This is a genomic window from Streptomyces sp. ID05-26A, assembly GCF_033794685.1.
Lineage (GTDB): Bacteria > Actinomycetota > Actinomycetes > Mycobacteriales > Pseudonocardiaceae > Lentzea.
This window is the reverse complement of sequence record NZ_JARAYZ010000002.1, coordinates 1,924,279-1,949,112: the sequence shown is the minus strand read 5'-3', so window position 1 is coordinate 1,949,112 and position 24,834 is coordinate 1,924,279. Positions and strand designations below refer to the sequence as shown.

Below are 24,834 nucleotides of genomic sequence, written 5' to 3'. Positions count from 1 at the left end.
CGCACGGCACGGGAGTCGCTCGCCGCCGCCGAGCAGCGCGAGCCGGGGGAAAGTCGCTTCGGGCGTGCGGGAGTCGCCGGTGACACTGGGCGGGTGACGTACCTCGGTGAAGGCTGGGACAGCACGGCGGTCCTCGTCGGCGGGCGCTGGGTGGAACGGCGGCCGCGCCGCCCGGAGATCGGGCCACAGCTGCTGCGCGAGTCGGTGGTCATGCCGTGGCTCGCGCCCCGGCTGCCCCTGCCCGTCCCGGTGCCCGTGGTCGTGTCGGAGGACCCGGTGGTGGTGCGGCACGAGCTGGTGCCGGGTGGAGAGGTGGCGTCGCTCGACGCCGTCCAGGGCCGTCAGCTCGGCGAGTTCCTGCGCGCCCTGCACGCGGCCCCGGTCGCCGAAGCCGTCGAACGGGGCGTCGGCCCGATGCGGCTCCCCGTCGAACGCTTCCGCGCCGAGGTGCGGGTGCCCGGTGGCGAGGAACTGCTCGCGGAGCTCGACGGCCTGCCCGCGGACACGCTCGTCCACGGCGACCTCGGCCCCGAGCACGTGCTGGGCCGCGACGGCGTGCTGACCGGCGTGATCGACTTCGGCGACCTGCACGTCGGCGACGCGGCCGTCGACCTCGCGTGGGCACTGCACTCCACGCCACCCGAGTTCGCCGCCGCGCTCGCCGAGACCTACGGGGTCACGCCCGCGCTGCGGGAGCGGGCGTTGATCTGGCACAAGCTCGGGCCGTGGCACGAAGTCCTGTACGGCAATGACATCGGCGACCGGGAGGTGGCCGAAATTGGGCTGGCCGGAGTAGTGCGGAGGCTGGGCGTCTGGGTATCCCCGAGCTGACAGCCACTTCCCGAGGAGGACGAGATGCCCTGGGTTCGCCAGCACCGCCGCAGCCGCCCCTACAGCTGGTTCGGCTCGACGACGGTCCGCCGCCACTACCGCAGGCCGCAGGGGTCGATGTGGATCGTGGTCGCCGCCGTGCTCGCCGTGATCCTGCTGCTCGTCGTCCTGTTCTGAGGGTAGTGTCGGGGCCATGGGACAGTTGGGCGAGTTGTTCCCCGGCCCCAAGGTCCGCCGCGAGGCGACGGACGCGGGCACGGGTGAGGACTACGAGGAGACCGGGCCGCTCGACCTCACCGCGGGCGCGGTCCGGCTGAGGCCCCGGCCGAAGCCGGAGCCCCGACCGGAGAGCGCCGACAGCACCGAGTGATCACCGGTACTACCCTTGCCCGGTGCTAGCCGGGCTGCTCTTCCTCATCCCCGCCACCTTCTTCGTCATCGGCGTGATCCGTGACCGCCGGAGGCTGAGCAACGCCGTCTGGCTCGGCATCGCGCTGGTGATGCTGCTCCTGCTGCTGGCGGAGGCCGGGCGGGACAACCCGGTGCTGAGCCTGCCGCTGGTGCTCGCGTTCATGCTGGCCGTGCTGGGCCTGCTGCTGCTCCCACTGGCGCTGCTGGCCAACGGCATGGTGATGGTCCGCCGCGAGGGCCGCTCGCTGGGCAACCTGTTGTCGTTGCTCGCGGGACTGGCCCTGCTCGGCGAGATGGTCTACTTCTTCTGGGGCATCGCGCAGCCCAACGACTGGATCCGCGGCTCCGCCATCGGGTTGTTCCTGATGTCGGCGTACATCGCGTTCCTGTTCGTGAGCCTGCTGCTGTACTCCGTGATCTACGGCCGCACCGGCCGCCGCCACGGGTTCGACGGCATCGTCGTGCTCGGAGCCGGCCTGATCGGCGACCGGGTGCCGAAGCTGCTCGCGAACCGGCTCGACCGCGCGATGCGGCTCTACCACCGCGATCGCGAGGCCGGCCGGTCGCCCGTCATCGTGGTGACGGGCGGCAAGGGCGCGGACGAACAGGTCTCCGAGGCGTTCGCCATGAGCCGGTACCTGTTCGACCGCGGCGTGCCCGAGAGCGACGTGGTGCTGGAGGACCAGGCGACCACGACCGAGGAGAACCTCCGCTACAGCAAGACCCTGCTCGCCGAACGGGGCCTCCACGGCCGGGTCGTCGCGGTCACGAACAACTACCACGTGTTCCGCACCGCCGTGCTCTCCCGCAAGCAGGGCCTGCGGTTGCAGGTCATCGGCGCGCCGACGGCCTGGTACTTCGTGCCCAGCGCGTTCCTGCGGGAGTTCGTGGCGCTCCTGGTGCGCAACCCCGTCGTGCACGGCCTGGCGTGCGCCGTGCTGATGGCCGGCGGGCTCGCGCTGACCCAGATCGGTTAGCCCAGATCGGCTAGCCCAGGAGTGCCTTCATCTCGGTGATCTCCTGCTGCTGACCGTCGACGATCGCCTGGGCGAGCTTCTTGGCCTTCTCGTCCTGGCCTTCGGCGAGTTCGGTCTTCGCCATCTCGACGGCGCCCTCGTGGTGCTTGATCATCATGCCCAGCCAGAGCCGGTCGAACTCGGCGCCGCTGGCCTTCTCCAGCGCCGCCATGTCGTCGTGGCCCATCATCCCGGCCGCGTCGTGGCCGGCGTGGTCCTGCTTGGCGCCCCATTGCGCGAGCCACTCGTTGAGCTGGGTGATCTCGGGGCCCTGGGCCTTCTCGATGCGCTGGGCGAGGTCGCGGACCTTGTCGTCGCTGCTGCGGGACGGCACGAGTTTCGCCATGTCCAGCGCCTGCTGGTGGTGCGGGACCATGCCCTGCGCGAACGTGACGTCGGCAGCGGTGTTCGCGGGACTGCCGCAGGCGCTCAGAACGAGCATGCCGACGACAGCCCCGATGAGGGACTTCATCACGGGTTTCTTCTTCTCTCTGCGTTTGTGGACAGTGCTGGGTGGACTGACGAACTCAGTTCCGCAGCACGCAGAGAGTCGTGAGGAGCTGTCGTCCGCCCGGTGGCGGACGTGGAGGGGTGCTCGGCGGCGTTTCGCCGGTGGGCTCGGGGGGCCGGGGGAGTGCCGTTCGCGCCAGGAACCAGCCCAGCAGCACGACGGCCGCGGAGACCAGGACCGCGAGGCACAGGTGCGTCAGGTCGTGCTCGTGGGGCTGTTCCTCGTGGTGGGACATCGTGTGCGTGGCGTGCGGAGTCTCCGCCGCCGCGACGTGATGCATGCCGACCACGGAGAAGACGAGCGCGCACAGCAACACCCACTGGGTGAGCCGGCGCTTCGTCATGGGGCACACCCTACGACGGCAGCGCTTGATACGGGTACCCCCTAGGGGTATTGTCCCCGTCATGAGTCTTACCAGGCAGGCGATCTCCGCGACGCTGCACTGCCTCACCGGCTGTGCGATCGGCGAGGTGCTCGGCATGGTCATCGGCACGGCGCTGGGCTGGAGCAACCTCGCCACGATCGTGCTGGCCGTGGCGCTCGCGTTCGTGTTCGGCTACTCGCTGACCATCCGGCCGGTGCTGCGCTCGGGCCTCGCGTTCAAGGCGGCGCTCGGTGTCGCGCTGGCGGCGGACACCGTGTCGATCGCGGTCATGGAGGTCGTCGACAACGCGGTGATGCTGCTCGTGCCCGGCGCGATGGACGCGGGCCTCGCGAACTGGGTGTTCTGGGCGGCGCTGGCGTTCTCGCTCGCCGTCGCGTTCGTGGTGACGGTGCCGGTGAACCGGTGGATGATCGCGCGCGGCAAGGGGCACGCGGTCGTCCACCAGCACCACCACCACTGAACCGATCAGGCGCGCGTGAAGCGCATGATCCAGTTGATCTCCCAGGTCTCGCCGCCGTCGTAGGAGAACTGCTGCTGCCACACGGGGTCGTCGCCGGGTGTCCAGTCGAAGCGGACCTTCACCGCGTGCCCGCCGACGACGTCGTCGCCGAAGAACACCCCGTGCCCGTCGCTGAAGCGGCCCTCCAGTGGCGGGTCGAGCTTGCCGGGCGCGCGGGTGGAGGCCCACCAGATGCGCCAGACGTCGTCGTCCGGGTCGTACTGGCGCAGGGTCATGCCCTCCCAGCCGTCGGCGAAGAAGCTGTCGATGATCGCCCCGCCGCCCAGCAGCGGTCGCGCCTCGGCCTCCGCGTCGAACTCGACCCACTCGGTGCCGCGCCCGATGATGTCGGCGAGCTTGCGGTTGGCCACCCGCCACCGGCCGTGGAGGAAGTTGAAATCGTTCTCACTCATGGAAATGACGCTAAACCGATTCACTGACACCCTTTGTCAGTGATCGACTATTGACGCAAAGGTCTGGACCATTTTACCGTTCCCGGCAGTGGCCGCCGCCCTAGCCAGGAGGTCCTTCCCTTGCGACTGCTCGCCAGAGTGGTCCCGGTGCTAGCTCTGCTAGCCGGGACCGTGATAGCCGTGACCAACGCACCGACCGCAGCCGCAGCCCACGAGGACTGCCGGCCGGACGGGCTGTACAAGACGCCGGGTGTCGAGGTGCCGTACTGCACCGTCTACGACACCGCCGGCCGCGAGACCATGGGTGACAAGTCCAGACGCGTCATCGGGTACTTCACCAGCTGGCGGACCGGCAAGAACGGTCAGCCCGGGTACCTCGCCAAGGACATCCCCTGGAACAAGGTCACGCACCTGAACTACGCGTTCGCGCACATCGACGCCCAGAACAAGATCTCGGTCGGTGCGAACGACGCGAACAACTCGTCCATCGGCATGGAGTGGCCGGGTGTCGCCGGCGCCGAGATGGACCCGTCGCTGCCCTACAAGGGGCACTTCAACCAGCTCACGAAGTTCAAGAAGACCAACCCGAACGTCAAGACGCTGATCTCGGTCGGCGGCTGGGCGGAGACCGGCGGCTTCTTCAACGCCGACGGCTCGCGCAACGCGTCGGGCGGCTTCTACAAGCTCGGCCAGAACCAGGCCGCGATCGACACGTTCGCCGACAGCACCGTGGAGTTCCTGCGCAAGTACGGCTTCAACGGCGCTGACATCGACTACGAGTACGCGACGTCGAACAACCACGCCGGCAACCCGGACGACTTCTGGATCTCCAACGCCAACCGCGGCACGCTGTGGGCCGGCTACCAGGCGATCATGAAGACGCTGCGGGAGAAGCTCGACCGCGCCGGTGCCGCCGACGGCAAGCACTACATGCTGACCGCCGCCGTGCCCGCCTCGGGCTGGCTGCTGCGCGGCCAGGAGGCGTACCAGGTCGTCAAGTACCTCGACTACCTCAACGTCATGAGCTACGACCTGCACGGTTCGTGGAACCAGTTCGTCGGCCCGAACGCCGCCCTCTACGACGACGGCAAGGACGGCGAGCTCTCGGCCGGTGGCGTGTACACGGCACCGCAGTACGAGGGCATGGGTTACCTCAACACCGACTGGTCGTACCACTACTACCGCGGCGCGATGCAGGCCGGACGCATCAACATCGGCGTGCCGTTCTACTCGCGCGGCTGGCAGGGCGTCACCGGCGGCACGAACGGCCTGTGGGGCAAGGCCCCGCTGCCGAACCAGTCGCAGTGCCCGCCCGGCACCGGTTCGTCCGTCGGCTCCACCACCCCGTGCGGTAACGGCGCGGCCGGCATCGACAACATCTGGCACGACGTCACCGCCGGTGGCGCCGAGGTCCCGTCCGGTGTGAACCCGTTGTGGCACACGAAGAACCTGGAAGCCAAGATCACCGGTTCCTACGGCGCCCAGTACGGTCTCGACCCGGTCAACGACCCGACCGACCGCCTCACCGGCACGTACACGCCGCACTACGACTCGACTCTGAAGTCGCCGTGGCTGTGGAACAACGACAAGAAGGTGTTCCTCTCCACCGAGACCGAGCAGTCGATGGCGGAGAAGGCCAAGTACGTCCGCGACAAGGGCCTCGGCGGCATCATGATCTGGGAGCTCGCCGGCGACTACAGGTTCGACTCCTCGAAGAACGAGTACTTCATCGGCGACACGCTGCTGTCGACCATCAACACCGGCCTGAACGGCGCCGCGCCCTACGGTGCCCTGAAGGCCACGTCGCAGCAGACCCAGTCCCTGGCCGTCGACGTGGACGTTTACGGCTTCGCGCTGGGCGACAACAACTACCCGATCACGCCGAAGATCAAGTTCACCAACCGCTCCACGGTGACGATCCCCGGCGGCACGAAGATCGCGTTCGACTACGGCACCAGCGCGCCCGGCAGCATGGGCGACCAGTCGGGCTTCGGCCTGAAGGTCGTGTCGAAGGGCCACAGCGGGTCCAACGTCGGTGGTCTGAAGGGTGACTTCCAGAAGGCGGAGCTCACGCTGCCGTCGTGGCAGTCGCTCGCACCGGGTGCCTCGATCGACGTGACCGTCAGCTACCAGCTGCCGATCTCGACGCCGTCGAACTTCGTGTTCACGTTCGGCGGTCAGTCGTACGCGATCAGCGCCGACCACCCGCGCATCGGTGGCGGCAACCCGCCGACCTCCACGTCCACGTCGACCACTACGTCGACCACGACCACCACCACTACGACGACGACCACCACCACGACCACGACGGCGCCGACCTGCTCGCTGCCCGCGTGGGAGCGGGGCAAGGTCTACACCGGTGGCAACGAGGTGTCGCACAAGGGCCGCAAGTGGCGCGCCCAGTGGTGGACGACGGGTGAGGAGCCCGGGACCACGGGTGAATGGGGCGTCTGGCGCGACCAGGGTGCCTGCTAGTCGGTAGTCAGGACACTGTCAGGCGCGGGGCTTAGGCTGTCGGTCGTGACCGCCCAAGACCCGCGCCTGCAGGAGTTGGTCCTGCTCCGCAAGGTCAGAGACAGGATCGACCGCGAGTACCGGCAGCCGCTGGACGTCGCGGCGCTGGCCCGCGGCGTGCACCTGTCCGCGGGCCACCTCTCCCGAGCCTTCCGGGCTGCCTTCGGCGAGTCCCCGTACAGCTACCTCATGACCCGCCGCATCGAGCGGGCCATGACGTTGCTGCGCCGGGGCGACATGTCCGTCACCGACGTCTGCTTCGAGGTCGGCTGCACCTCACTGGGCACCTTCAGCACCCGCTTCTCCGAACTGGTCGGCATGTCCCCGAGCCAGTACCGCAAGACCGCGGGCGCCGACGGCCAGGGCATCCCGAACTGCCTGGCCAAGGCCGTGATGAGGCCGATCAGGAATCGAGAAGCGGCGACCGGCCCGTCCGATTAGGTTGACCGCCATGTCAGTCATCATCGCCGCCGCGTTCCTCCCGGCAGACGACCCCGAGAAGTCACTGGGCTTCTTCCGCGACGCACTCGGCTTCGAGGTCCGCCAGGACGTCGGCCAGGGCACCATGCGCTGGATCACCGTGGGGCCGCCCGACCAGCCGGAGACCGGCATCGTCCTGCACCCACCCGCCGCCGACCCCGGCGTGAGCGACGAGGAACGGCGCACCATCGCGGTCCTCATGGCGAAGGGCGTCTACACCGCGCTGTCGCTGGCGACCAAGGACCTGCAGGGCACGTTCGACCGCGCGCGGGCGTGGGTCGAGTCGTCCGGTGCGGGTGAGGTGTTGCAGGAGCCGGAGGACCAGCCGTGGGGGGTGCGGGACTGCTCGTTCCGCGACCCGGCCGGAAACCTGGTCCGCATCAACCAGCTGTGAACGTGGTGCCCGGCGCGGCGTAGTCGACCTGGCCCTGGTAGCGAGTGGACGCACGGGTGACCGCTTCCCGCGGGGTCAGGAAGCGGCCCACGTGCGTCACGACCAACCGTCCCGCACCGGCTCCAGCAGCCGTCTCGCCCGCGTCCTCAGGCGTGTGGTGGACCATGTTCGGCGTCTTCACCGCACTCTCGGCCTCGCACACCAGCACGTCGGTGCCGCGGCCCAGTTCGGTGAGACTCGGGCACGGCGCGGTGTCGCCGGAGTACGTCAGCGACCGCCCGTCCGCCTCGACCCGCACGGCGAACGCCGGGACGCCGTGCTCGACCGCCGCGCTGGTCAGCCGCAGCGATCCGACCGCGGCCTCGTGCCCGTCGTGCAGTTCGGTGATCTCGAACGCCGACTCGACCGGGCTGCGCTCCGGCCCGTTGGTGAGGAAGCCGGCCAGGCGGTCCGCGATGCCGGGTGGTCCGTACAGCGGGACCGGCGGACGTGAGACGTCCGCGAACAGCAGGGCGTAGTAGGCGGTGAGCAGGTCCGCGCTGTGGTCCGCGTGCAGGTGCGAGATCCAGATCGCGTCCAGGTCCTCCAGGCGGGTGTGGCGTTGCAGCGGGCCGAGTGTGCCGGTGCCCGCGTCCATCCACACGCGAGTGCCGTGGTGGGAGACGAGGTAGCCCGAGCACGGGTTGTCCGTGCTCGGGTACGGGGTCGCGCAGCCGAGCACGGTCAGGCCGAGGTCCATCGATCCACCGTAGGTCAACGGGCGCGGCAGGTACCTTCATCGCGTGAAAGAGCCCGTGTGGAACGAGTGGCGGCGGCCCGGACCGACCCCCGCGCAACGGCGGCGTGACATCGGCATAGCCGTGATCGTGCTGCTGTGCGCGATCGAGGTCACGGTGCTCGTCAACAGCACGGGCGCGTACCTCTTCCAGAACCCACCCGGGCTGGGCGCGCAGGTCCTGTGGATGGTCGCCCTGTCCGCGCCACTGGTGGTGCGCCGCCGCTACCCGCTCGCCGTCATGCTCGTGGTGTCCGCGCTGTTCATCGCCGCGCAGCTCAACCAGTCCGGCGACACGTTGCCGCCGTCCGCGATCCTGTTCCTCGCGATCTACACCGTGGGCGCGTGGGAGCGGAACCGCCGTGTCGCGCGGTGGTCTCGCATCGGCGTGATCGGCGCGATGTTCCTGTGGCTCGGGTTCAGTCTCGTGCGCGCGCTGCTCGGGCCCAAGGGAGATTTCAAAGATGCCGCCGGGCCGATGGACCCGGTGCTCGCGTCCGTCCTGTACGGACTGGAGTTCAACATCTTCTTCTTCCTCTTCGCCTACGTGGTGGGGGAGATGGCCTGGTCGGGTGCGCGGCGCCGCGCACAGCTCGAGTTCCAGGCGGAGGAGCTCAGGCTCTCGCAGGAGCAGAACACGCGTGGCGCCATCGCCGCTGAACGCATGCGCATCGCTCGCGACCTGCATGACGTCGTCGCGCACCATGTGTCCGTGATGGGGATTCAGGCTGGTGCGGCGCGTCGGGTACTCGACTCCGATCCCGCGATGGCCCGTGACGCGTTGCAGACCGTCGAGCAGACCGCTCGCACCGCGATCAGCGAACTGCGCGGCCTGCTGGGGGTGTTGCGCGCGGACGCGGACGGCGATCTCAAGGCCGCGCCCGGCCTCGACGACCTGCCGGAACTGTTCGACAGCGCACGCGCTGCTGGGCTGGATGTCTCGCACGGCGTGTACGGCGACGTGCGCGAGGTGCCGTCCGGTGTCGCCTTGTCGGCTTATCGGGTCGTGCAGGAAGCACTCACGAACGTGGTGAAACACGCTGACGCGCAACACGTCGACGTGCGCATGCGTTATCTGGACAGCGCACTGGAGTTGGAGATCGCCGACGACGGCCGTGGACGTGCTGTGTCCAGCAACCCGGGTTTCGGTCTTGTGGGGATGCGAGAGAGGTTGGCTGTGCACGGAGGTTCGCTGGAGGTCGGTCCACGGCGTGATGCGGGCTATCTGGTCCGTGCGTCGCTGCCGACCGTGGTGGAGGAGAAGGCGTGAGCTTGCGAGTCGTGCTGGCCGACGACCAGGACCTGGTCCGGGCCGGCTTCCGGGTCATCCTCGGCACCGAGCCCGGCATCGAGGTGGTCGGTGAGGCCGGTGACGGTGCCCAGGCGGTCGAACTCGTCGCCGAACTCCGTCCCGACGTCGTCCTGATGGACGTCCAGATGCCCCGCATGGACGGCCTGGAGGCCACCCGTCACATCCTTTCCGCTGGTCAAGGCACCCGTGTCGTCATCCTGACCACGTTCGACCGCGAGGACTACCTCTTCGAGGCACTGCAGGCGGGCGCGAGCGGGTTCCTGCTCAAGAACGCCTCACCGGAAGACCTCGTGGAGTCCGTGAGGGTCGTCGCGCGCGGGGACGCGTTGCTCTCGCCGGAGGTCACACGGCGCGTGATCGCCCGTTTCAGCACGACGGCGAAAAAGCGCACGAGGCCATCGGCGCTCACGGACCGTGAGTTCGAGGTGCTGGTCGAACTGGCCAAGGGCGCATCGAACGCGGAGATCGCCGCGACGCTGTGCCTGGGTGAGACCACCGTGAAGACTCACGTCTCACGCGTGCTCACGAAGCTCAGTCTGCGCGACCGCACACACGCCGTGGTGTTCGCCTACGAGAGAGGAATCGTCTTGCCCGGCGGCTAGTGGCGTGGGGGCGGTGCCGCGAGGCGCCCCGCTGGGCGCGGATTCGTCGCCGACGTTCTGAGCCACGCCACTAGCTTTCGTACGCAAACTGACGTACGCGAGATCAGAGCGTGAGCGGATGATGCACCCGCTCGTGGTGACGAGAGTAGGACGCGTCACCACGAGAGAGGGAGAGCGATGGCTACCACCCGCAAGCTCAGCGGCCGCGCCCGCAAGGCGGTGCTGCTCGTGCACATTCTGTCGGCGGCGGCGTGGCTCGGCATCGACCTCGCACTGGGGATCCTCGTCGTGGTCGCACTGTCCACTGAGGACGTGAGCACCGCGGGCCTGGCGATCCAGGCAGTCGACCTGTTCGCGATCTGGCCGATGTTCGGCGCCAGCGTCGTCTGCATGGCCTCCGGCGTCGTGCTCGGCCTCGGCAGCAAGTACGGGCTCATCAGGTACTGGTGGGTCGCCACCAAGCTCTTCCTGAACGTCGGCATGTCGCTGCTGATCGCGTTCGCGCTCAGGCCGGGCGTCCGCGAAGCGGCCGAGATCGGCAGGCGGATGCTGAACGGCGACCCGGCGGCGGTCATCCCGTCCGGCATCCTGCACCCCGTCGTCGTCGCGCCGACGCTGCTGCTGCTCGCCTACTTCCTCTCGGTGTTCAAGCCGTGGGGCAGGACGAGCCGCGTCACAGGTCCGCCCTCATCACGAAGCGCCGCTTTGTCGGGTGTGTGACCTGCGCGAACCCGGCCTCCTCGAACACCTGCCGCGCACCGACGTGCAGCTCGCCCCACGTCACGCTCTTGGCGGGATCGGCGATCATCGGGTACGCCTCCACCGCACGGGCTCCGTGCGACCGGGCGTGCTCGACGGTCGCCGCCGCCAGTTCGTACGTGAGTCCCTGACGCCGAAAACCCTTGCGCACCAAGAAACACGTCACGGCCCACACGCCGTCGTCGTCCTTGTCCTCGGCACGCCCCTTCCACGGAACGGGCATGCTCAGCAGCTTCGCGTAGGCGGGCCGCGGCTCGACCGCCACCCAACCGGCGGGCTGATCGTCCACATAGGCCACCAGCCCGCTGCCCCGCGAGGACTGCTCCGAGTGCGCCGCGACGCGGTCGTCCTGCGTCGAGTCGCGCCAGATCCAGCCCTTCACCTTGTACCGCTGGCAGTGGCATTTCGAGGGCTCGGAGCTGTCGAAGATCGCCTCGACGTGCTCCCACGGCACCTCGTCCGACGGCACGATCCGAATCACGGGCACTAGAGCTCCTGGGTGAGGTTCACCGGGTTTCCGTCCGGGTCGAGGACGTGCGCCACACGTTGTCCCCACGGCATGTCGTTCGACGGCCCCAGCACGCGGCCTCCCGCGGCCTCGACCAGCGGCAGCAGCGCGTCCACGTCGGTCACGTCGATGCTCAGCGTGATGCGGGGCGGCCCCGACAGGTCGGCCGGTTCGGAGACGAGCCCCAGTTCCGCGTCGCCGATCTTCAGCGTCTTGTAGAACACCGGACCGTCCGGCGGGTACGAGTGCACCTCGCTCGCCCCGAGGACCTGCTCGTAGAACGCCTGCACCCGGTCGATGTCCGGGGTCACGATGATGGGCTGGATCGCCATGGTTCCTCCTGGTCGTCAACAGGGGTACGGGCCGGCCGTCCGGAACTCATCGGTGATCCGAACAACGGCAGCAACTCGTCCACGTTGAGGTACGTCGTGCTGCTCGTGACCAGCCCGTCCCGCACGTCGAGGAACACCAGCCCGAACGGCCGGTCCATCCCGGGCCGCATCTGCCAGAACGCGGGAGACCCGTTGGCCCGCACGGGAACCAGCCACGCACCGGCGCACGACGCGTTCGGATCGCTCAAAGCGATGGAGATCGGCCCACGACCGCGCAGCCACCAGCTGAACGGCGGCATCGACATCGTCGCGTCCTCGTGCAGCAACGCCACCAAGGTCTCCACGTCATGCGTCTCGAACGCCTCGCAGTACCGGCTCAGCAACGACTTCTGCACGGGATCGGCGGGATCCAGCGCCGAACCGACGTCCACCACCCGCAGCGTCGCCCGCGCCCGTTGTACCGCGCTGTTCGCCGCCGCCACCGAGATGTCCAGCAGCGCGGCGACCTCAGAAGCCTGCCACGCCAGCACGTCACGAAGGATCAGCACGGCTCGCTGGCGCGCGGGCAGGTGTTGCAACGCCGCGACGAACGCCAGCCGGACGGTCTCCCGGCGAATCGCCTGGTCCTCCGGCAACACCAGCGCGTCCGGCACCGGCTGCACGAAGGCGTTCTCCAGCAACGGAGCGCCGATCTCGCCACCGGACGGTCCCAGGTCGACGGGCAAGGCACGACGTTGAGCACTGCGTTGCATGTCGATGCAGATGTTCGTGGCGATCCGGTAGAGCCACGTCCGCAGCGACGCCCGCGCGGAGTCGTAGCTGTCGAACGCCTTCCATGCGCGCACGAGTGTTTCCTGCACGGCGTCCTCGGCCTCGAAGCCGGAGCCGAGCATGCGGTAGCAGTAGCCGGTCAGCTCGATCCGGAACGGCTCCAGCGCCTCGATCACGCACCGGACCCTACGCGGATCCGCGCCAGCTCGTCCGGTGCCGGGCCGGGATGGAGGATCCCGAGCCGGCGGGTGGCCCGTGTCATGGCCACGTAGAGGTCGTTGTGCCCCAGCGGGGCGGCGAGGATCGCGGCCGGGTCGACGATCAGCACCGAGTCGAACTCCAGTCCCTTGGCCTGGACGGGAGTCAGCACGACGACCGGATCGGTGATCGCGCACGGGGCGGTGAGCCGAAGAGCGTCTTCGAGCACGGCGAGGTGCGCGGACGGGGTGATGATCGCCAGCCGGCCGCCGAGGTGCCCGGCGGCGACATCGGCGACGGCTCCGGGTAGTTCGGCGAGCGTGGTGCGGCGGCGCCAGGGCGACTCACCGGCGGTGCGCGCGGACCGGGGTGGCCGCAGGCCGGGGTGGTGCGCGGCGAACAGGTCACCGGCGGCGTCCATGATCTCCGCGGGGGTCCGGTAGTTGACGGTCAGCTGGGCCAGCCGCCAGCGATCGTCCACATGGGGCCGCAGCGCGTGGTCCCACGACGAGGCACCGGCCGGGTCGCTGGTCTGGGCGAGGTCGCCGACGACCGTCATCGACCTGCTGGGACACCGCCGCATCACCATCCGCCAGGCCATCGCGGACAGTTCCTGCGCCTCGTCGACCACGACGTGCCCGAACGTCTCCCCGCTCCTCCCGCCGACCACCGCGGTGGCCTCGTCCAGCAACGGGACGTCCGCCGCGCTCCACCGCCCGGCCCGGTCGCCGGCCAGGCCGGTCACCACCTGCCACGCGGTCAGCGGCGGCCACAGTTCGTCGAGCACGCGGCACACGGCGGCATCGGCCAGCAGCGCGGTGCGCAACCGCGTGGCGTCGGCCTCGTCGAGCAGGTGCCTGGGGCCGTCGGGATCCTGGCCGAGCACCACTCCGGCGGCGGCCAGCGCGCGCAGGTCGGCCGCGCTGAGCCGGCCGTCGGCGGTGCCGCCGTCGAGAGCCTCGCCGGTGTCGGTGAACGCCACGCTCTCGAACCGGTCGATCAGGCGCAGGGCCAGCAGCTCGACGATCCGCTGCCCGAACACCAGCCGTGCCTGGTTGTGCGGCAGTCCCGTCTGGAGGGCCTGGTCCGTCGCACGGCGGAAGTCCGGCGGGTCCAGCCGCACCACCTGTTCCTCGAACTCGAACTCGACCGGCTCACCGGGAACGCGTACCCGTGACCGCACCGCCGCGGCGATCCGGGCGGCCATCTCCGCCTGGCCCTTGGCCTCGGCGACATCAGGCGGATCCGTGCGATCGATCGGGATGTCCGGCCGCAGCAGGGAAATGGTCGCGGTCACCACGGCGTGCTCGCCCAGGCCCGGTAGCACCTGCCCGATGTAGTCGAGGAAGACCTCGCTGGGACCGACGATCAGCACGCCCCGAGTGCGCAGGTGCGGTCGCGTGTACATCTGGAAGGCCAGCCGGTGCAGCGCCACCGCCGTCTTGCCCGTGCCCGGGCCTCCCTGCACGACCAGCACCCCGCCGTGCCCGTCGCGGACGATCTGGTCCTGCTCGGCCTGCAGCGTGGTCACGACGTCCCGCATCCGCCCGGTCCGCTCCGCTGTCAGCGCCGCCAGCAACGCGGCTTCTCCGACCAGCGCGCCCTGCCCGGCGGTGTCCGGATCGAGCAGGTCGTCGTCCAGCGCGAGGACCACGCGTCCCCGGGTCGTGATGCGCCGCCGCCGTCGCACTCCCTGCGCGTCGGCCATGGTCGCCGTGTAGAACGGCCGGGCCGCCGGTGCGCGCCAGTCGAGGAGCAACGGCTCGTCGTCCTCGAACATCCCCAGCCGGCCGACGTAGACCCGGCGCCCGTCCCGCAGGTCCAGCCGCCCGAAGCACAGGCCGTCCTCGGCGGACTCCAGACGAGCCAGCTCCGCCCGCCACCACCGCGTCGCCTCCGGGTCCGCCGGCCGGACCGCGGCCTGGTCGCGGAGCGCGTCGAGCCTGGCGTACAGGGCGGTCACGTACTCCTGCTCCGAGACGAGCTCCCGATCGGCCTCGCTGCTGGTCAGCACCCCAGAACTCCCCACGGTCCGGCGATTGGTGACGACGAGGGTGCACCGCGGATCCGCGAAGGAACAGTCTTGTTCTTCGCGGCGCGCTCAGCCGCCACCGATGAGTTCTCACCGACCTGCACGTACATCAGGGCATGACCGAAGACATCCGGGCCGCGGTGGCGGCCGAACGACGTGACCAGGCGGACCTCCTCGGCCGCCTCACCGAGGACCAGTGGCACGCGCCGAGTCTGTGCGAGGGCTGGACCGTGAAGCACGTCGTCGCCCACACGACGCTGCCGTACCGCTCGTCAGGACGGCGGGTGATCTGGGAGATCGTCAAGTCCGCCGGTCGCTTCAACCACGCGTCCGACCGCATGGCCCGGGAAGACGCTCGACGACCGACCGGCGAGCTGCTCGACGCGCTGAAGAACAACATCGACCACCCGTGGACGCCACCCGGCGGCGGTCCGGCGGGCGCGCTCTCACACGACGTCATCCACGGCCTCGACATCACCGTCGCACTCGGACTCGACCGCGTCGTCCCGCACGAACGCCTGAAGCTCGTCCTCGACGGCATGAAGCCCGGCAACGTCAAGTACTTCGGCGCGGATCTTCAAGGCAAGCGGCTCGAAGCCACCGACCTGGACTGGGTGTTCGGGGAGGGCAGGCGGTGCGAGGCCAGGCCCAGGACCTGCTCCTGCTGATCTGCGGACGGACGCTGCCGCCGGGCAGGCTCAGCTGACCTCTTCGCGCACCCGTGCCGTCGCCTCGATCGTCGACGCCAGGAAACGCGCGACGACCTGCCGTTCCTCCGCGCTCATCCGCCCCCACGCGGAGGCGTAGCCGCGCGCCAGCGGCTGGAAGAAGGTCGAGGCCAGCGCCGTCGCCGCGGAGAGCACCCGGAGCTCGACGCGGCGGCGGTCGTCCGGATCACGCTCCCGCACGACGTGCCCGGCCCTCTCCAGGCGGTCCAGCACGGACGTCGTCGCCGACGCGCTGAGGTTCAGGGCCTTCGCCAGCGTGCCGGGGGTCATGGGAGCCGTCATGATGAGGTTCAGCGCTGTCATGTCCGTGGGATGCAACTCGTGGGCGGCGCTGAAGATCTCCAGGAACCGGTTCGACTCCATCACCAGCGCCCGCAGCATCATGCTCAGGTCGTAGTCGGTTGCATCGCTCACGATCACAGCTTACTGTTTCGACCATCGAAACGTTCGACGATCGAAGGAATGTCTGATGCGTGTGCTTGCCGGGGTCCTCCTCGTCGTCTGGCTGGCCCTGGGTGGCTTCACCGGGCCGTACGCGGGCAAGTTGTCGGAGGTCGCGGAGAACGACAGCAGCGCGTTCCTGCCCAACTCGGCCGAGTCCACACAGGTCGCCGAGTTGCAGAAGAAGTTCCAGCGGGAGACCGCGATCCCCGCCATCATCGTGATCGAACGGTCCGGTGGACTGACCGAAGAGGACAGGAGGTTCCTGGCCGACGAGGTCAAGGGCTTCCAGGCGTCCCCGGTCATCCTCGCGCCGGACGGCAACGAGGCCGCGCAGGTCGTCGTGCTGCTCGACCCCGCCAAGGACGTCAAGGACTCGGTCTTCGAGATCCGCGACGGCACCCGTGGCGCTCCGCAGGGGCTGACGGTGCTGGTCACGGGCCCGGCCGCGCAGGTCGCGGACCTCGTCGAGGCGTTCGGCGGGATCGACGGGCTGCTGCTGATCGTCGCGGGCGCCGTGGTCGCCTTGATCCTGCTGGTGGTCTACCGAAGTCCGCTGCTGCCGGTCGTCGTGCTCGTGTCCGCGGTGTTCGCGCTGGGACTGGCCAGTTTCGTCGTCTACCTGCTCGCGGACAACGACGTCCTCGCGCTGAACGGGCAAAGCCAGGGCATCCTCTCGATCCTGGTCTTCGGCGCCGCCACGGACTACGCCTTGCTGCTCGTGTCGAGGTTCCGCGAGGAACTGCGCGACACCCAGGACAAGTTCGCCTCCATCAAGACGGCCTGGCGCGGCACGATCGAACCCATCGCGGCGTCGGCCGGCACGGTGATCCTCGGCGTGCTGTGCCTGCTGTTCAGCGACCTCGACTCGAACAAGGGCCTCGGCCCGGTCGCCGCCATCGGCATCGGTGCCGCGCTGCTGACCACGATGACGTTCCTGCCCGCGACCCTGGCGCTGCTCGGACGTGGCGCTTTCTGGCCGTTCGCACCGAAGTTCGGCTCGAAGCACCCCGAGACCAGCGGGTTGTGGGGCCGTGTCGCGAACCTGGTGCGCCGTCAGCCGCGCACGATCTGGATCGTCTCGACGCTGGTGCTGCTCGTCGGCGCCGCGTTCCTGCCGCAGCTCAAGGCGTCCGGCACCGCGCAGTCCGACGTGTTCCTCACGCCGGTCGAATCCGTTGCCGGGCAGGAACTGCTGTCCAAGCACTTCCCGGGCGGCACCGGTTCGCCGACCGTGATCATCACCGGCGAGGGCTCGACCGCCGAGGTCGTGCAGAAGGCCAAGGTGGACGGTGTCGCCGAGGTGCGGCCGTCCGGAACGGCCGACGGGCTCGTGCGCATCGAGGCCACGCTGAAGGACGCTCCGGACTCCGACGCCGCGGTGGCGACGGTGGAGCGCATCCGTGCGGCGGTGGACGGCATCGACGGCACGAAGGTGGGCGGTCCGACGGCGACGTTGCTCGACACCAGGACGACGTCGGAGCACGACCGGGCGCTGATCATCCCGATCGTGCTGGTCGTGATCTTCCTGATCCTGGCGTTGCTGCTGCGGTCGTTGCTCGCGCCGTTGCTGCTGATCGGGACCGTCGTGCTGTCGTTCGCGGCCACGATGGGCGTGTCGGCGCTGGTGTTCAACCACGTCTTCGACTTCCCGGGCGCCGATCCGGTGGTGCCGTTGTTCGGGTTCGTGTTCCTCGTGGCGCTGGGCATCGACTACAACATCTTCCTGATGACCAGAGTCCGCGAGGAGACGCAGGAACTGGGTACGGTCGAGGGCACGTTGCGCGGCCTCAGCCTGACCGGTGGCGTGATCACGTCGGCGGGTGTGGTGCTGGCGGCGACGTTCGCGGCGCTGGCCGTGCTGCCGATCCTGTTCCTGACGCAGATCGCGTTCATCGTGGCGTTCGGTGTCCTGCTCGACACGCTGCTGGTGCGGTCGTTGCTCGTCCCGGCGCTGTCGGTGCACATCGGCGGGCGAATCTGGTGGCCGTCGAAGCTGCGGTGAGCCAGGATTTCGGGCATGACCTTCACGGCACGTCAGCTCAACCGCGCCACGCTCGACCGGCAGATGCTGCTGCGGCGGGAACCGGTCGGCCTGCTGACGGCCGTGGACCGGGTCGTGGCGATCCAGGCGCAGGAACCGGCGTCGCCCTACATCGCGCTGTGGAACCGGATCGAGGGCTTCGACGCCGCTGATCTGGACGAGGCGTTCGTGAGCGGGGTGGTCCGCAAGGCATCGCTGATGCGGATCACCCTGCACGCCGTGACGTCCGCCGACCACGGGGTGTTCCACCACGCGATGTTGCCCGCTTTGAGGGCGTCACGGCTGTACGACAAGCGGTTCAAGGCGATGGACGTCACGATCGAGCAGGTCGACGCGCTGCTGGAGCACCTGCTCGAGTTCGCCGCGACTCCCCGGCAGAAGGCGGAGATCGAGGAACTGCTGCACTCGCACGTCGGCGACGTGGGTGACCCCGGCGTCTGGTGGGCGTTGCGGACGTACGGCGGGCTCGTGCACGCGCCGACGGGCGGGCCGTGGTCGTTCGGACTGCGGCCGTCCTATCAGGCCGCGGTGACCGAGCCCCGGGAACGACTGGAGGCGGTCGCCGAGATGCTGCGCCGTTACCTCTCCGGGTTCGGGCCCGCGACCGTCCTCGACATGAACCAGTTCAGCATGCTGCCGCGCACCACGATCCGGGAAGCGCTGGCGTTGCTGGACCTCACGGAGACCGGTGGCTACTACGACCTTCCCAATCGGACAATCCCGGACGAAGACACCCCGGCGCCGCCGCGCCTGATGGCCATGTGGGACAGCACGTTGCTCGCCTACGCCGACCGCAGCCGGATCATTCCGGACGAATACCGCAAGCTCGTCATCCGCAACAACGGTGACACTCTGCCAACCCTCCTCGTCGACGGTCACGTGGCCGGAGTCTGGCGCCCGACCGAGGACGGAGATGTCGAGGCGACCGCGTTCCACGCCCTTGACGAGGAACAATGGGCCGGACTGGCGGAGGAGGCCGCAGCCCTGCGCAAGCTCCTCGGCGACCGCGAACCCCAGGTGTACAAGCGTTACGCACGGTGGTGGAGCGGCCTTCCGGCCCACGACGTTCGTACTGTGTGAATACGTCAAGATCCACAAAGGACGTATGCGTGGGTCACTATTCCTCCACCCTGCATGGAGGAAAGTTCAATGTCTCTCACCAGAAGGCGCTTGGTGCCGGCGTTCGCCGCCGGTCTGCTCGCGGCCGGCGCGATCACCCTGCTCGGCGGTTCCCCCGCCGCGACCGCCGTCGGCTCCGTGGAATGCGCCGACACGCACGCCGACGAGCACTCGGCTGCCCGTGGCCGCCCCGGTAGCACCGGCCACGACCGCAACGAGATCTCCGACGCCCAGGCCGCGCAGATGAACGCCGACCTGCGCGCGAAGATCACCAAGAACAACCAGCTCGGCGAGTTCAGCGCGCTCGCGGGCGGCACGATCAACGTCGTCTTCCACGTCGTGACGACCTCGGCGGGCAAGGGCGCGATCTCCGACGCCACCCTGACCAAGCAGCTCAAGGTCCTCAACGACGGGTTCGCCGGCGTCGAGTCGAGCGCCGCGGCGAAGACGGGCTTCAAGTTCGTGTTGCAGCAGACGAAGCGCCACACGAACAACACGTGGTTCAACGGTGGCGCCGACAACGCCACCACCGAGCGTCAGATGAAGACCCAGACCCGCGTCGGCACGGCCGCGACGCTCAACATCTGGTTCACCGACATCGACGGCTTCGGCTTCGCGACGTTCCCGAGCTGGTACAAGGGCGACCCGAAGATGGACGGCGTCGTCGTCGACTACGCGACCGTGCCCGGCGGTTCCGAGGTGAACTTCAACCTCGGCAAGACGGTCACGCACGAGGTCGGCCACTGGATGGGCCTCTGGCACACCTTCCAGGGTGGCTGCACCGCGACGAACGACGAGGTCGCGGACACCCCGGCGCAGACCAGCTCCACCTCGGGCTGCCCGGAGGGCCGCGACTCGTGCTCGCGGACCGGCCTGGACCCGATCCACAACTACATGGACTACAGCTTCGACGATTGCTACAACCAGTTCACCCCTGGTCAGAACACCCGCATGCAGAGCGCCTGGACGGCCTACCGCGCCGGCAAGTGATCTGACGGGAGGGCCTGCGCGGACAGCAGCAGGAAGCGCAGGCCCTCCCGCGAGGCGTCGTCCGTCGCGGTGTACGCGACGAGCAGCTGGTCCGGGTGGGTGTCCACAGTGAACTGCTGGACGTCGAGCACCAGCTCGCCCGCCACCGGGTGGTGGTAGGTCTTGACGAGCTGGCGCGGACCGCGCACCTGATGTGCCGCCCACCAGTTCCGGAAGTCCGGGTCCTTCACGCTCAACTCGCCGACCAGCGACGAGAGAGCCGTGTCGTGCGGCGCTCGACCGGCCTCCATCCTCAGCACCGCAACACATTCCCGCGCCGAGCGTTCCCAGTCGCCGTACAGGGCGCGGAACGCCGGTTCGAGGAAAGTCAGCCGGATCAGGTTGCGGTCCTTGGCCGGAAGAGCCCCGAAGTCGGTCAGCAGCGCGGACGCTCCCCGGTTCCACGCGAGGACGTCCATGCGGCGGTGGAGAACCATCGCCGGGATGTCCGGCATACCGTCGAGCAGTTGCTGCAACCGTGCGGCGACTTCAGGCGTGGCCTGCTGCCGGGCCGGTGCCACGTCCGCGACCCGGAACAGGTAGTCCCGCTCGTCCGGGGCCAGCCGCAACGCGTCCGCCAGCGCGTCGAGAACGGTGCGGGAGACCCGTTGCGTGCGCCCCTGTTCCAGCCGGACGACGTAGTCGACGCTCACGTGGGCGAGCTGGGCCAGTTCCTCGCGGCGCAGGCCCGGGACGCGGCGCTGCCGCCCGTCGTCGGGGAAGCCCGCGTGCCGCGGGTCCAGCGCGGCGCGGCGGGTGCGCAGGAACTCGCCCAGTTCGGTCATGCCCCCAGTGTCCGTGTTCCGGCCGCCGCGTGCCTGGTACTGCTGTGCATAGGCTGAGCTGTCCCTGGTTGGTGGAGGCGTTGCGGGACGACCGTGGTGGTCATGGACAACGTGACCTTCCCCAGCAACGGACTCGAGATCGCCGGCCACCTCTACCGGCCGGAAGGCGCTCCTCGCGGAGCGATCGTCGTGGGACACCCCGGCACCGGCGTGAAGGAGCAGACGGCGGGGGAGTACGCCCGCCTCCTCGCCGAGCAGGGTTTCCTGGCGCTGGCGTTCGACGCGGCCCACCAGGGGGAGAGCGCCGGGCTGCCGCGCGGGCTCGAAGACCCGGCTCAGCGCGTCGAGGACATCCGGGCGGCCGTGACGTTCCTGGGCGAGGAGCGCGTCGGCGTGCTCGGGATCTGCGCCTCCGGCGGTTACGGCCTGGCCGCCGCCGGAACCGACCCGCGGATCAGGGCGATCGCCACCGTGAGCCTCGCCGACATCGCCCGCCAGTTCCGGTTCGGCGCTGACGGCACCCAGGACTCCGCCGTCCTGCGGGGCCTTCTGGCACAGGGACAGGAGGGGAGCTTCCCGCTGTTCCCCGAGACCGAGGAGGAGGCTCGCGCCGGTGGGCCGCACGCCTTCGAGGGCTGGGAGTACTACCGCACGCCGCGAGGTGAGCACCCGCGGTCGGCGAAGACGCTGACCTGGAACAGCATCGGGCGGATCGCCACGTTCGACGCGTTGCGGACGGTCGGCCTGATCGCGCCGCGGCCGTTGCTGCTGGTGGCCGGGCGCGAGGCGGTCACGTCGTGGATGAGCGTCGAGGCCTTCCAGAAAGCCGGTGCGGGCAAGGAGTTCCACTGGGTCGAGGGCGCGACGCACGTCGACCTGTACGACAGGTACGTGCCGCAGGTCGTCGAGCGGGTGGCCGAGTTCTTCGCCGCGAACCTCTAGATCTCGGCGGCGACCGAACGCGCGTGGTCCAGATCCCGTTGGTAGCGGCCGGGGTTGTGTGCGGTGAGCTCCTCGTACATCGCGACGGCCTCGGTGATCGCGGCCTCGGCCTCCGCGCGTTCGGACCGCCGGGTCCGCACCACGGCGTGGTCGGTGAGCGCGTCCGCCAGCAGGTAGCCGTACTCGTACGCGTCCTCCGCATGCCGTTGCCGGTAGTGGGCGACTGCTTGCAGCGACGACTCCAGCGCGACGTCGAGCGACCCCGCGCGTGCGGAGGCGAGTGCGAAGGTGTTGCGCGCCAGGGTCTTGCCGTCCTCCGTCTGGTTCAGCTCGATGCCCTTCGCGGCTGCCTCCGCGGCCTCGGTGTACGCGCCGCGCGTGATCAGCAGACTGGCCCGGTTGTTGAACGCCCGCGCGAGTTCCCTGCGGCCGAGGTCGCGGTCCTCGTGCCCGGTCGCGAGGGTGATCGCCTCGTCGCTGGCGGCGAGCGACTCGTCGAGCCTGCCGACGTCGTGCAGCCTGCTGCCGAGAGTGACGAGCGCGATCGCGAGCCGCAGTTCCGCTCTCATGACCTGGGCACGGCGTTCGACGGTCGTGAGCATCGCGCGGTAGCGGTCGACCGACTCCTGGACGGGCTCCACGGCCTCGGTGAACAGACCCAGGTCGAGCAACCGGTTGCCGTGGTTGTGCAGCCCTCCGGCGAGGTCATCGAGGGACTGCCAGTCGCCTTCCTCGTCGGCGTGCTTGCGCAGCACGGCCACGGCCTCGTCGGCCGATCCGCGGGCCTCCTCCAGCCTGCCCAGCCGCAGTTGCAGGAAGAAGAGCTCCTCGAACGCCTCGTGGCAGTTGATGTTGCGCCCCGGGGCGGGACGGTCCCGCCAGAACACCGCGCTCAACGCGGTGAGCTCGGCCGCCTGCTCGTAGTCGCCGATCGTGACGAGGCGGCGGGCGTACTCCCGCCACGCGTGCGCGAGTTGGTAGCCCGGCAGTTCGTACGGCACCAGCTCCTGGCCGTCGAGTTCGGCGACGGCCTGACGGGCGTTCTCGGCGGCCTCGGTGTGCCGGCCGAGCTTGCCGAGGAGGTTGGTGACCCAGTACCGAGCGGTGTTGGCGATCCCGGTGCTGCGGTGGCCCGGTACGGCCAACGACAGAGCCAGCGGCAGTTCCTCCTGCACGATCGCCAGCGCCTCCTCGTACCGCTCCTGGCGCATGAGGTTGTCGCGCATGGAGGTCAGCACAACCCGCAGCTTCTCCGGGTCACCGAACTCCCGGCGGAACTCGAGCACCTCGTGGTGCGTGCGCAGGGCGAAGTCGTCCCACCCGGCTTCCTCGAAGTACTCCGCGAGCTCCACCAGGTGGTCCGCCAGCGCGTCCGGCTTCGGCCACTCCTCACGAGGCTTGCCCCGCAGCTCCTCGACCTTCGGCCACACGTAACCCAGCATCTTCACGGGATCCGGGTGGCCGGTCCTGGCCGGGCGGTGCCACGTCTCGCCGCGCGTCACTGGCTTGATCACGCGTGAGTGGATATCACGCGGGACGGACCTCCGGGACGACCTTGGCCACATTCTCCTCCGATGCAACGGAAGCGAGCCGCTGCGCCATCGTCCCGCCCTCGGGAGTCCCGGCGGGTGAGGGCACCTTGCCCAGCAGGTACCCGGCGTGGCTCACGCCGAGCAGCACCAGGAACGCGTCGGAGAACGAGGGCAGTCCGGCGATGCCGGCGGGGACGTCCACGGCCTTCAGAGCGGAGACGGCCTGTGCCACGTAGATCAGCACGAGCAGCACGGTGATCACGAAGTTCTGGAACTTGGCCAGGTCGATCGACTTGCCCGCCGACGTGCCCTCCTCGGCCGTGAGCATCTCCCAGAACGACCCGCCCTCGGCGCCGAGCGGGTACGCCGCCACCGACTCCGGCCGGTTCGTGCTCTTCGTGACCTTGATGCCCGCGGCCACGACCCCGGACCCGACGGAGATGCCCAGCAGCCACAGCACCTGCTGCGGGATCTGGAACCCGGCCACGTCGACCTGCCCGGCCGCGAACCGCCCGAACGCCATACCGCTGATCAGCGAGAGCAGCACGACCGTCCACACCATCACCTGCACGCGCGACAGGCTGTAGCGGCCGCGGGCGTCCCGCAGCACGTTCTGCGTGCCGAGACGGCTGGGGACCACCACCGCGAGCAGCACGATGACGAGAGCGGACACGACCCAAGCCCAGAACGTGGTCGCCATTGAGGCCTCCTCGTTACGCCGTTCGGACGCTGTGGTCCTTACGTCGTCCCAAGGCGACCAGGCGTTATCACGCCGGGTAACGATTTGGGGGTCGGTGTGCGTTGTGGTCGACCACCAGAGAGGCCCGCGCGGCCGGATCGCACCGCGCGAGGTACAGGCGCTGACCCTCGACGTAACGCCGGTTGCGGGGGTCGTCCGGATCGGACGGACTGCCGTCGCGCACGGCCATGCGCGCCACGGACACCGCGAACTCGACGTCCAGGAACACCGAGAAGTCCCAGTGCCCCCGGAGTTCGTCCCGGTGCAGGAAGATCCCGTCCACGAGCAGGAGCGCGTCCGGTGAGGCGACCTCGGCCGGCGGGTCGACGTACTCGTCGGTCTCCAGGTCGTGGCTCGCGCGCCGGAACGGCCGTCCCTCGGCGAACGGCGTGAGCAGGTGACCGGCGAACCGTTCGTAGTCGTAGCTGTCCAGGAAGAAACCCTCGGGCGACGTCCGTCCACGCTGCCACCGGACCGCACGCGGGTGGTGGAAGTCGTCCACCGAGGCCCGCACGACCTCGCGGCCTCGCGCGCGCAGGGCCTGAGCCAGCTCGTCGCAGAACGTCGTCTTGCCCGCTCCGTCCACCCCGTCGACCGCCACCAGACCGCGGGCGGGAAGCAGATCGGCGATGTGCGACATGCCGGCACGATCTCACAGATCGTGACCGCGATAGGCCCTATCGGATGAGACCCAGGTCTCCCCGGCCTCAAGAACGCGTAAAAGCGGGCCCC

The 24,834-nt window shown here is 69.4% G+C and carries 29 protein-coding genes; 16 read left to right on the top strand and 13 right to left on the bottom strand.

Annotation, left to right across the window (positions count from 1 at the left end):
• The first annotated feature begins 93 nt into the window (after positions 1 to 93).
• The 4 genes from PV646_RS24510 to PV646_RS24495 are packed head-to-tail and all read left to right on the top strand — an operon-like array spanning position 94 to position 2,219.
• The gene (locus PV646_RS24510) at positions 94 to 831 is read left to right on the top strand and encodes a phosphotransferase (RefSeq protein ID WP_500344521.1); all 738 of its coding nucleotides are present in this window, start codon (positions 94 to 96) and stop codon (positions 829 to 831) included.
• A gap of 24 nt (positions 832 to 855) precedes the next feature.
• Complete coding sequence (locus tag PV646_RS24505) at positions 856 to 1,008, top strand: hypothetical protein (RefSeq protein ID WP_170176115.1); 153 nt, start codon at positions 856 to 858, stop codon at positions 1,006 to 1,008.
• 16 nt (positions 1,009 to 1,024) lie between these two features.
• Positions 1,025 to 1,201, top strand: a complete 177-nt coding sequence (locus PV646_RS24500) for a hypothetical protein (protein WP_500344520.1) — start codon at positions 1,025 to 1,027, stop codon at positions 1,199 to 1,201.
• 22 nt (positions 1,202 to 1,223) lie between these two features.
• Positions 1,224 to 2,219, top strand: a complete 996-nt coding sequence (locus tag PV646_RS24495) for a YdcF family protein (RefSeq protein WP_500344519.1) — start codon at positions 1,224 to 1,226, stop codon at positions 2,217 to 2,219.
• Positions 2,220 to 2,229: 10 nt separating this feature from the next.
• Here the strand turns inward: PV646_RS24495 and PV646_RS24490 are convergent, their stop codons facing one another.
• Complete coding sequence (locus tag PV646_RS24490; RefSeq protein WP_500344518.1) at positions 2,230 to 2,730, bottom strand: DUF305 domain-containing protein; 501 nt, start codon at positions 2,728 to 2,730, stop codon at positions 2,230 to 2,232.
• A gap of 55 nt (positions 2,731 to 2,785) precedes the next feature.
• On the bottom strand, positions 2,786 to 3,112 hold the full coding sequence (locus PV646_RS24485) for a hypothetical protein (RefSeq protein WP_500344517.1): 327 nt from the start codon (positions 3,110 to 3,112) through the stop codon (positions 2,786 to 2,788).
• A gap of 61 nt (positions 3,113 to 3,173) precedes the next feature.
• On the opposite strand from PV646_RS24485, the gene PV646_RS24480 reads away from it, so the two are divergent.
• Positions 3,174 to 3,614, top strand: a complete 441-nt coding sequence (locus PV646_RS24480; protein WP_500344516.1) for a DUF4396 domain-containing protein — start codon at positions 3,174 to 3,176, stop codon at positions 3,612 to 3,614.
• Positions 3,615 to 3,619: 5 nt separating this feature from the next.
• Here PV646_RS24480 and PV646_RS24475 read toward each other — a convergent pair whose 3' ends face one another.
• On the bottom strand, positions 3,620 to 4,066 hold the full coding sequence (locus tag PV646_RS24475) for a hypothetical protein (protein ID WP_500344515.1): 447 nt from the start codon (positions 4,064 to 4,066) through the stop codon (positions 3,620 to 3,622).
• A gap of 171 nt (positions 4,067 to 4,237) precedes the next feature.
• On the opposite strand from PV646_RS24475, the gene PV646_RS24470 reads away from it, so the two are divergent.
• From PV646_RS24470 to PV646_RS24460, 3 genes are read left to right on the top strand one after another with little or no spacing between them, the layout of a single operon-like run.
• Positions 4,238 to 6,541: a glycosyl hydrolase family 18 protein gene (locus tag PV646_RS24470; RefSeq protein WP_500345077.1), complete on the top strand. Its 2,304-nt coding sequence runs from the start codon at positions 4,238 to 4,240 to the stop codon at positions 6,539 to 6,541.
• A 36-nt stretch (positions 6,542 to 6,577) separates the two neighbouring features.
• Positions 6,578 to 7,021, top strand: a complete 444-nt coding sequence (locus tag PV646_RS24465) for a helix-turn-helix transcriptional regulator (protein WP_500345076.1) — start codon at positions 6,578 to 6,580, stop codon at positions 7,019 to 7,021.
• A 10-nt stretch (positions 7,022 to 7,031) separates the two neighbouring features.
• Entirely contained in the window at positions 7,032 to 7,454 is a 423-nt protein-coding gene (locus PV646_RS24460) for a VOC family protein (RefSeq protein WP_089912485.1), read from the top strand.
• Here PV646_RS24460 and PV646_RS24455 read toward each other — a convergent pair.
• Complete coding sequence (locus PV646_RS24455; RefSeq protein ID WP_500344514.1) at positions 7,441 to 8,193, bottom strand: MBL fold metallo-hydrolase; 753 nt, start codon at positions 8,191 to 8,193, stop codon at positions 7,441 to 7,443. The two genes, PV646_RS24460 and PV646_RS24455, sit on opposite strands and share 14 nt — an antisense overlap.
• A 43-nt stretch (positions 8,194 to 8,236) precedes the next feature.
• Here PV646_RS24455 and PV646_RS24450 point away from each other — a divergent pair, with 43 nt between their 5' ends.
• The 3 genes from PV646_RS24450 (at position 8,237) to PV646_RS24440 (ending at position 10,863) form a co-directional block, all read left to right on the top strand.
• Positions 8,237 to 9,499, top strand: a complete 1,263-nt coding sequence (locus PV646_RS24450; protein WP_500344513.1) for a sensor histidine kinase — start codon at positions 8,237 to 8,239, stop codon at positions 9,497 to 9,499.
• On the top strand, positions 9,496 to 10,143 hold the full coding sequence (locus tag PV646_RS24445; protein ID WP_500344512.1) for a response regulator: 648 nt from the start codon (positions 9,496 to 9,498) through the stop codon (positions 10,141 to 10,143). Before PV646_RS24450 ends, PV646_RS24445 begins: the two co-directional genes overlap by 4 nt.
• Positions 10,144 to 10,320: 177 nt before the next feature.
• Positions 10,321 to 10,863, top strand: coding sequence for a DUF2269 domain-containing protein (locus tag PV646_RS24440; RefSeq protein WP_500344511.1), 543 nt, complete (start codon positions 10,321 to 10,323; stop codon positions 10,861 to 10,863).
• Here the strand turns inward: PV646_RS24440 and PV646_RS24435 are convergent.
• The 4 genes from PV646_RS24435 to PV646_RS24420 are packed head-to-tail and all read right to left on the bottom strand — an operon-like array spanning position 10,817 to position 14,725.
• A complete protein-coding gene (locus PV646_RS24435; protein ID WP_500344510.1) occupies positions 10,817 to 11,389 on the bottom strand; it encodes a GNAT family N-acetyltransferase in 573 nt (190 codons plus the stop codon). The two genes, PV646_RS24440 and PV646_RS24435, sit on opposite strands and share 47 nt — an antisense overlap.
• A complete protein-coding gene (locus PV646_RS24430) occupies positions 11,389 to 11,742 on the bottom strand; it encodes a VOC family protein (RefSeq protein ID WP_500344509.1) in 354 nt (117 codons plus the stop codon). Before PV646_RS24430 ends, PV646_RS24435 begins: the two co-directional genes overlap by 1 nt.
• Positions 11,718 to 12,689, bottom strand: coding sequence for a sigma-70 family RNA polymerase sigma factor (locus tag PV646_RS24425; protein WP_500344508.1), 972 nt, complete (start codon positions 12,687 to 12,689; stop codon positions 11,718 to 11,720). Before PV646_RS24425 ends, PV646_RS24430 begins: the two co-directional genes overlap by 25 nt.
• The gene (locus tag PV646_RS24420) at positions 12,686 to 14,725 is read right to left on the bottom strand and encodes a HelD family protein (RefSeq protein WP_500344507.1); all 2,040 of its coding nucleotides are present in this window, start codon (positions 14,723 to 14,725) and stop codon (positions 12,686 to 12,688) included. Before PV646_RS24420 ends, PV646_RS24425 begins: the two co-directional genes overlap by 4 nt.
• A 134-nt stretch (positions 14,726 to 14,859) precedes the next feature.
• Between PV646_RS24420 and PV646_RS24415 the strand changes: the two genes are divergently transcribed.
• Complete coding sequence (locus PV646_RS24415; protein ID WP_500344506.1) at positions 14,860 to 15,411, top strand: maleylpyruvate isomerase family mycothiol-dependent enzyme; 552 nt, start codon at positions 14,860 to 14,862, stop codon at positions 15,409 to 15,411.
• A 30-nt stretch (positions 15,412 to 15,441) separates the two neighbouring features.
• Here the strand turns inward: PV646_RS24415 and PV646_RS24410 are convergent, their stop codons facing one another.
• The gene (locus PV646_RS24410; RefSeq protein WP_500344505.1) at positions 15,442 to 15,885 is read right to left on the bottom strand and encodes a MarR family winged helix-turn-helix transcriptional regulator; all 444 of its coding nucleotides are present in this window, start codon (positions 15,883 to 15,885) and stop codon (positions 15,442 to 15,444) included.
• Between the two features lie 55 nt (positions 15,886 to 15,940).
• Between PV646_RS24410 and PV646_RS24405 the strand changes: the two genes are divergently transcribed.
• The 3 genes from PV646_RS24405 to PV646_RS24395 all read left to right on the top strand — a co-directional run bounded on the left by PV646_RS24405 (position 15,941) and on the right by PV646_RS24395 (position 20,065).
• Positions 15,941 to 17,917 carry an MMPL family transporter gene (locus tag PV646_RS24405; protein WP_500344504.1) on the top strand — a complete coding sequence of 659 codons (1,977 nt, stop codon included), beginning with the start codon at positions 15,941 to 15,943 and terminating at the stop codon, positions 17,915 to 17,917.
• 15 nt (positions 17,918 to 17,932) lie between these two features.
• Entirely contained in the window at positions 17,933 to 19,036 is a 1,104-nt protein-coding gene (locus tag PV646_RS24400; protein WP_500344503.1) for a winged helix DNA-binding domain-containing protein, read from the top strand.
• 69 nt (positions 19,037 to 19,105) lie between these two features.
• Positions 19,106 to 20,065 (top strand): zinc metalloprotease, encoded by a 960-nt coding sequence (locus PV646_RS24395; protein ID WP_500344502.1) that lies wholly within the window; start codon positions 19,106 to 19,108, stop codon positions 20,063 to 20,065.
• On the opposite strand, the gene PV646_RS24390 is transcribed toward PV646_RS24395, so the two are convergent.
• Entirely contained in the window at positions 20,047 to 20,889 is an 843-nt protein-coding gene (locus tag PV646_RS24390) for a helix-turn-helix transcriptional regulator (RefSeq protein ID WP_500344501.1), read from the bottom strand. The genes PV646_RS24395 and PV646_RS24390 overlap by 19 nt on opposite strands.
• A gap of 96 nt (positions 20,890 to 20,985) precedes the next feature.
• Here PV646_RS24390 and PV646_RS24385 point away from each other — a divergent pair, with 96 nt between their 5' ends.
• A complete protein-coding gene (locus PV646_RS24385; protein WP_500345075.1) occupies positions 20,986 to 21,831 on the top strand; it encodes an alpha/beta hydrolase in 846 nt (281 codons plus the stop codon).
• On the opposite strand, the gene PV646_RS24380 is transcribed toward PV646_RS24385, so the two are convergent.
• The 3 genes from PV646_RS24380 to PV646_RS24370 form a co-directional block, all read right to left on the bottom strand.
• A complete protein-coding gene (locus PV646_RS24380) occupies positions 21,828 to 23,345 on the bottom strand; it encodes a hypothetical protein (RefSeq protein ID WP_500344500.1) in 1,518 nt (505 codons plus the stop codon). The two genes, PV646_RS24385 and PV646_RS24380, sit on opposite strands and share 4 nt — an antisense overlap.
• 13 nt (positions 23,346 to 23,358) lie before the next feature.
• On the bottom strand, positions 23,359 to 24,063 hold the full coding sequence (locus tag PV646_RS24375) for a hypothetical protein (protein WP_500344499.1): 705 nt from the start codon (positions 24,061 to 24,063) through the stop codon (positions 23,359 to 23,361).
• A 67-nt stretch (positions 24,064 to 24,130) separates the two neighbouring features.
• Positions 24,131 to 24,742: a nucleoside/nucleotide kinase family protein gene (locus tag PV646_RS24370; protein ID WP_500344498.1), complete on the bottom strand. Its 612-nt coding sequence runs from the start codon at positions 24,740 to 24,742 to the stop codon at positions 24,131 to 24,133.
• Between the last annotated feature and the right edge of the window lie 92 nt (positions 24,743 to 24,834).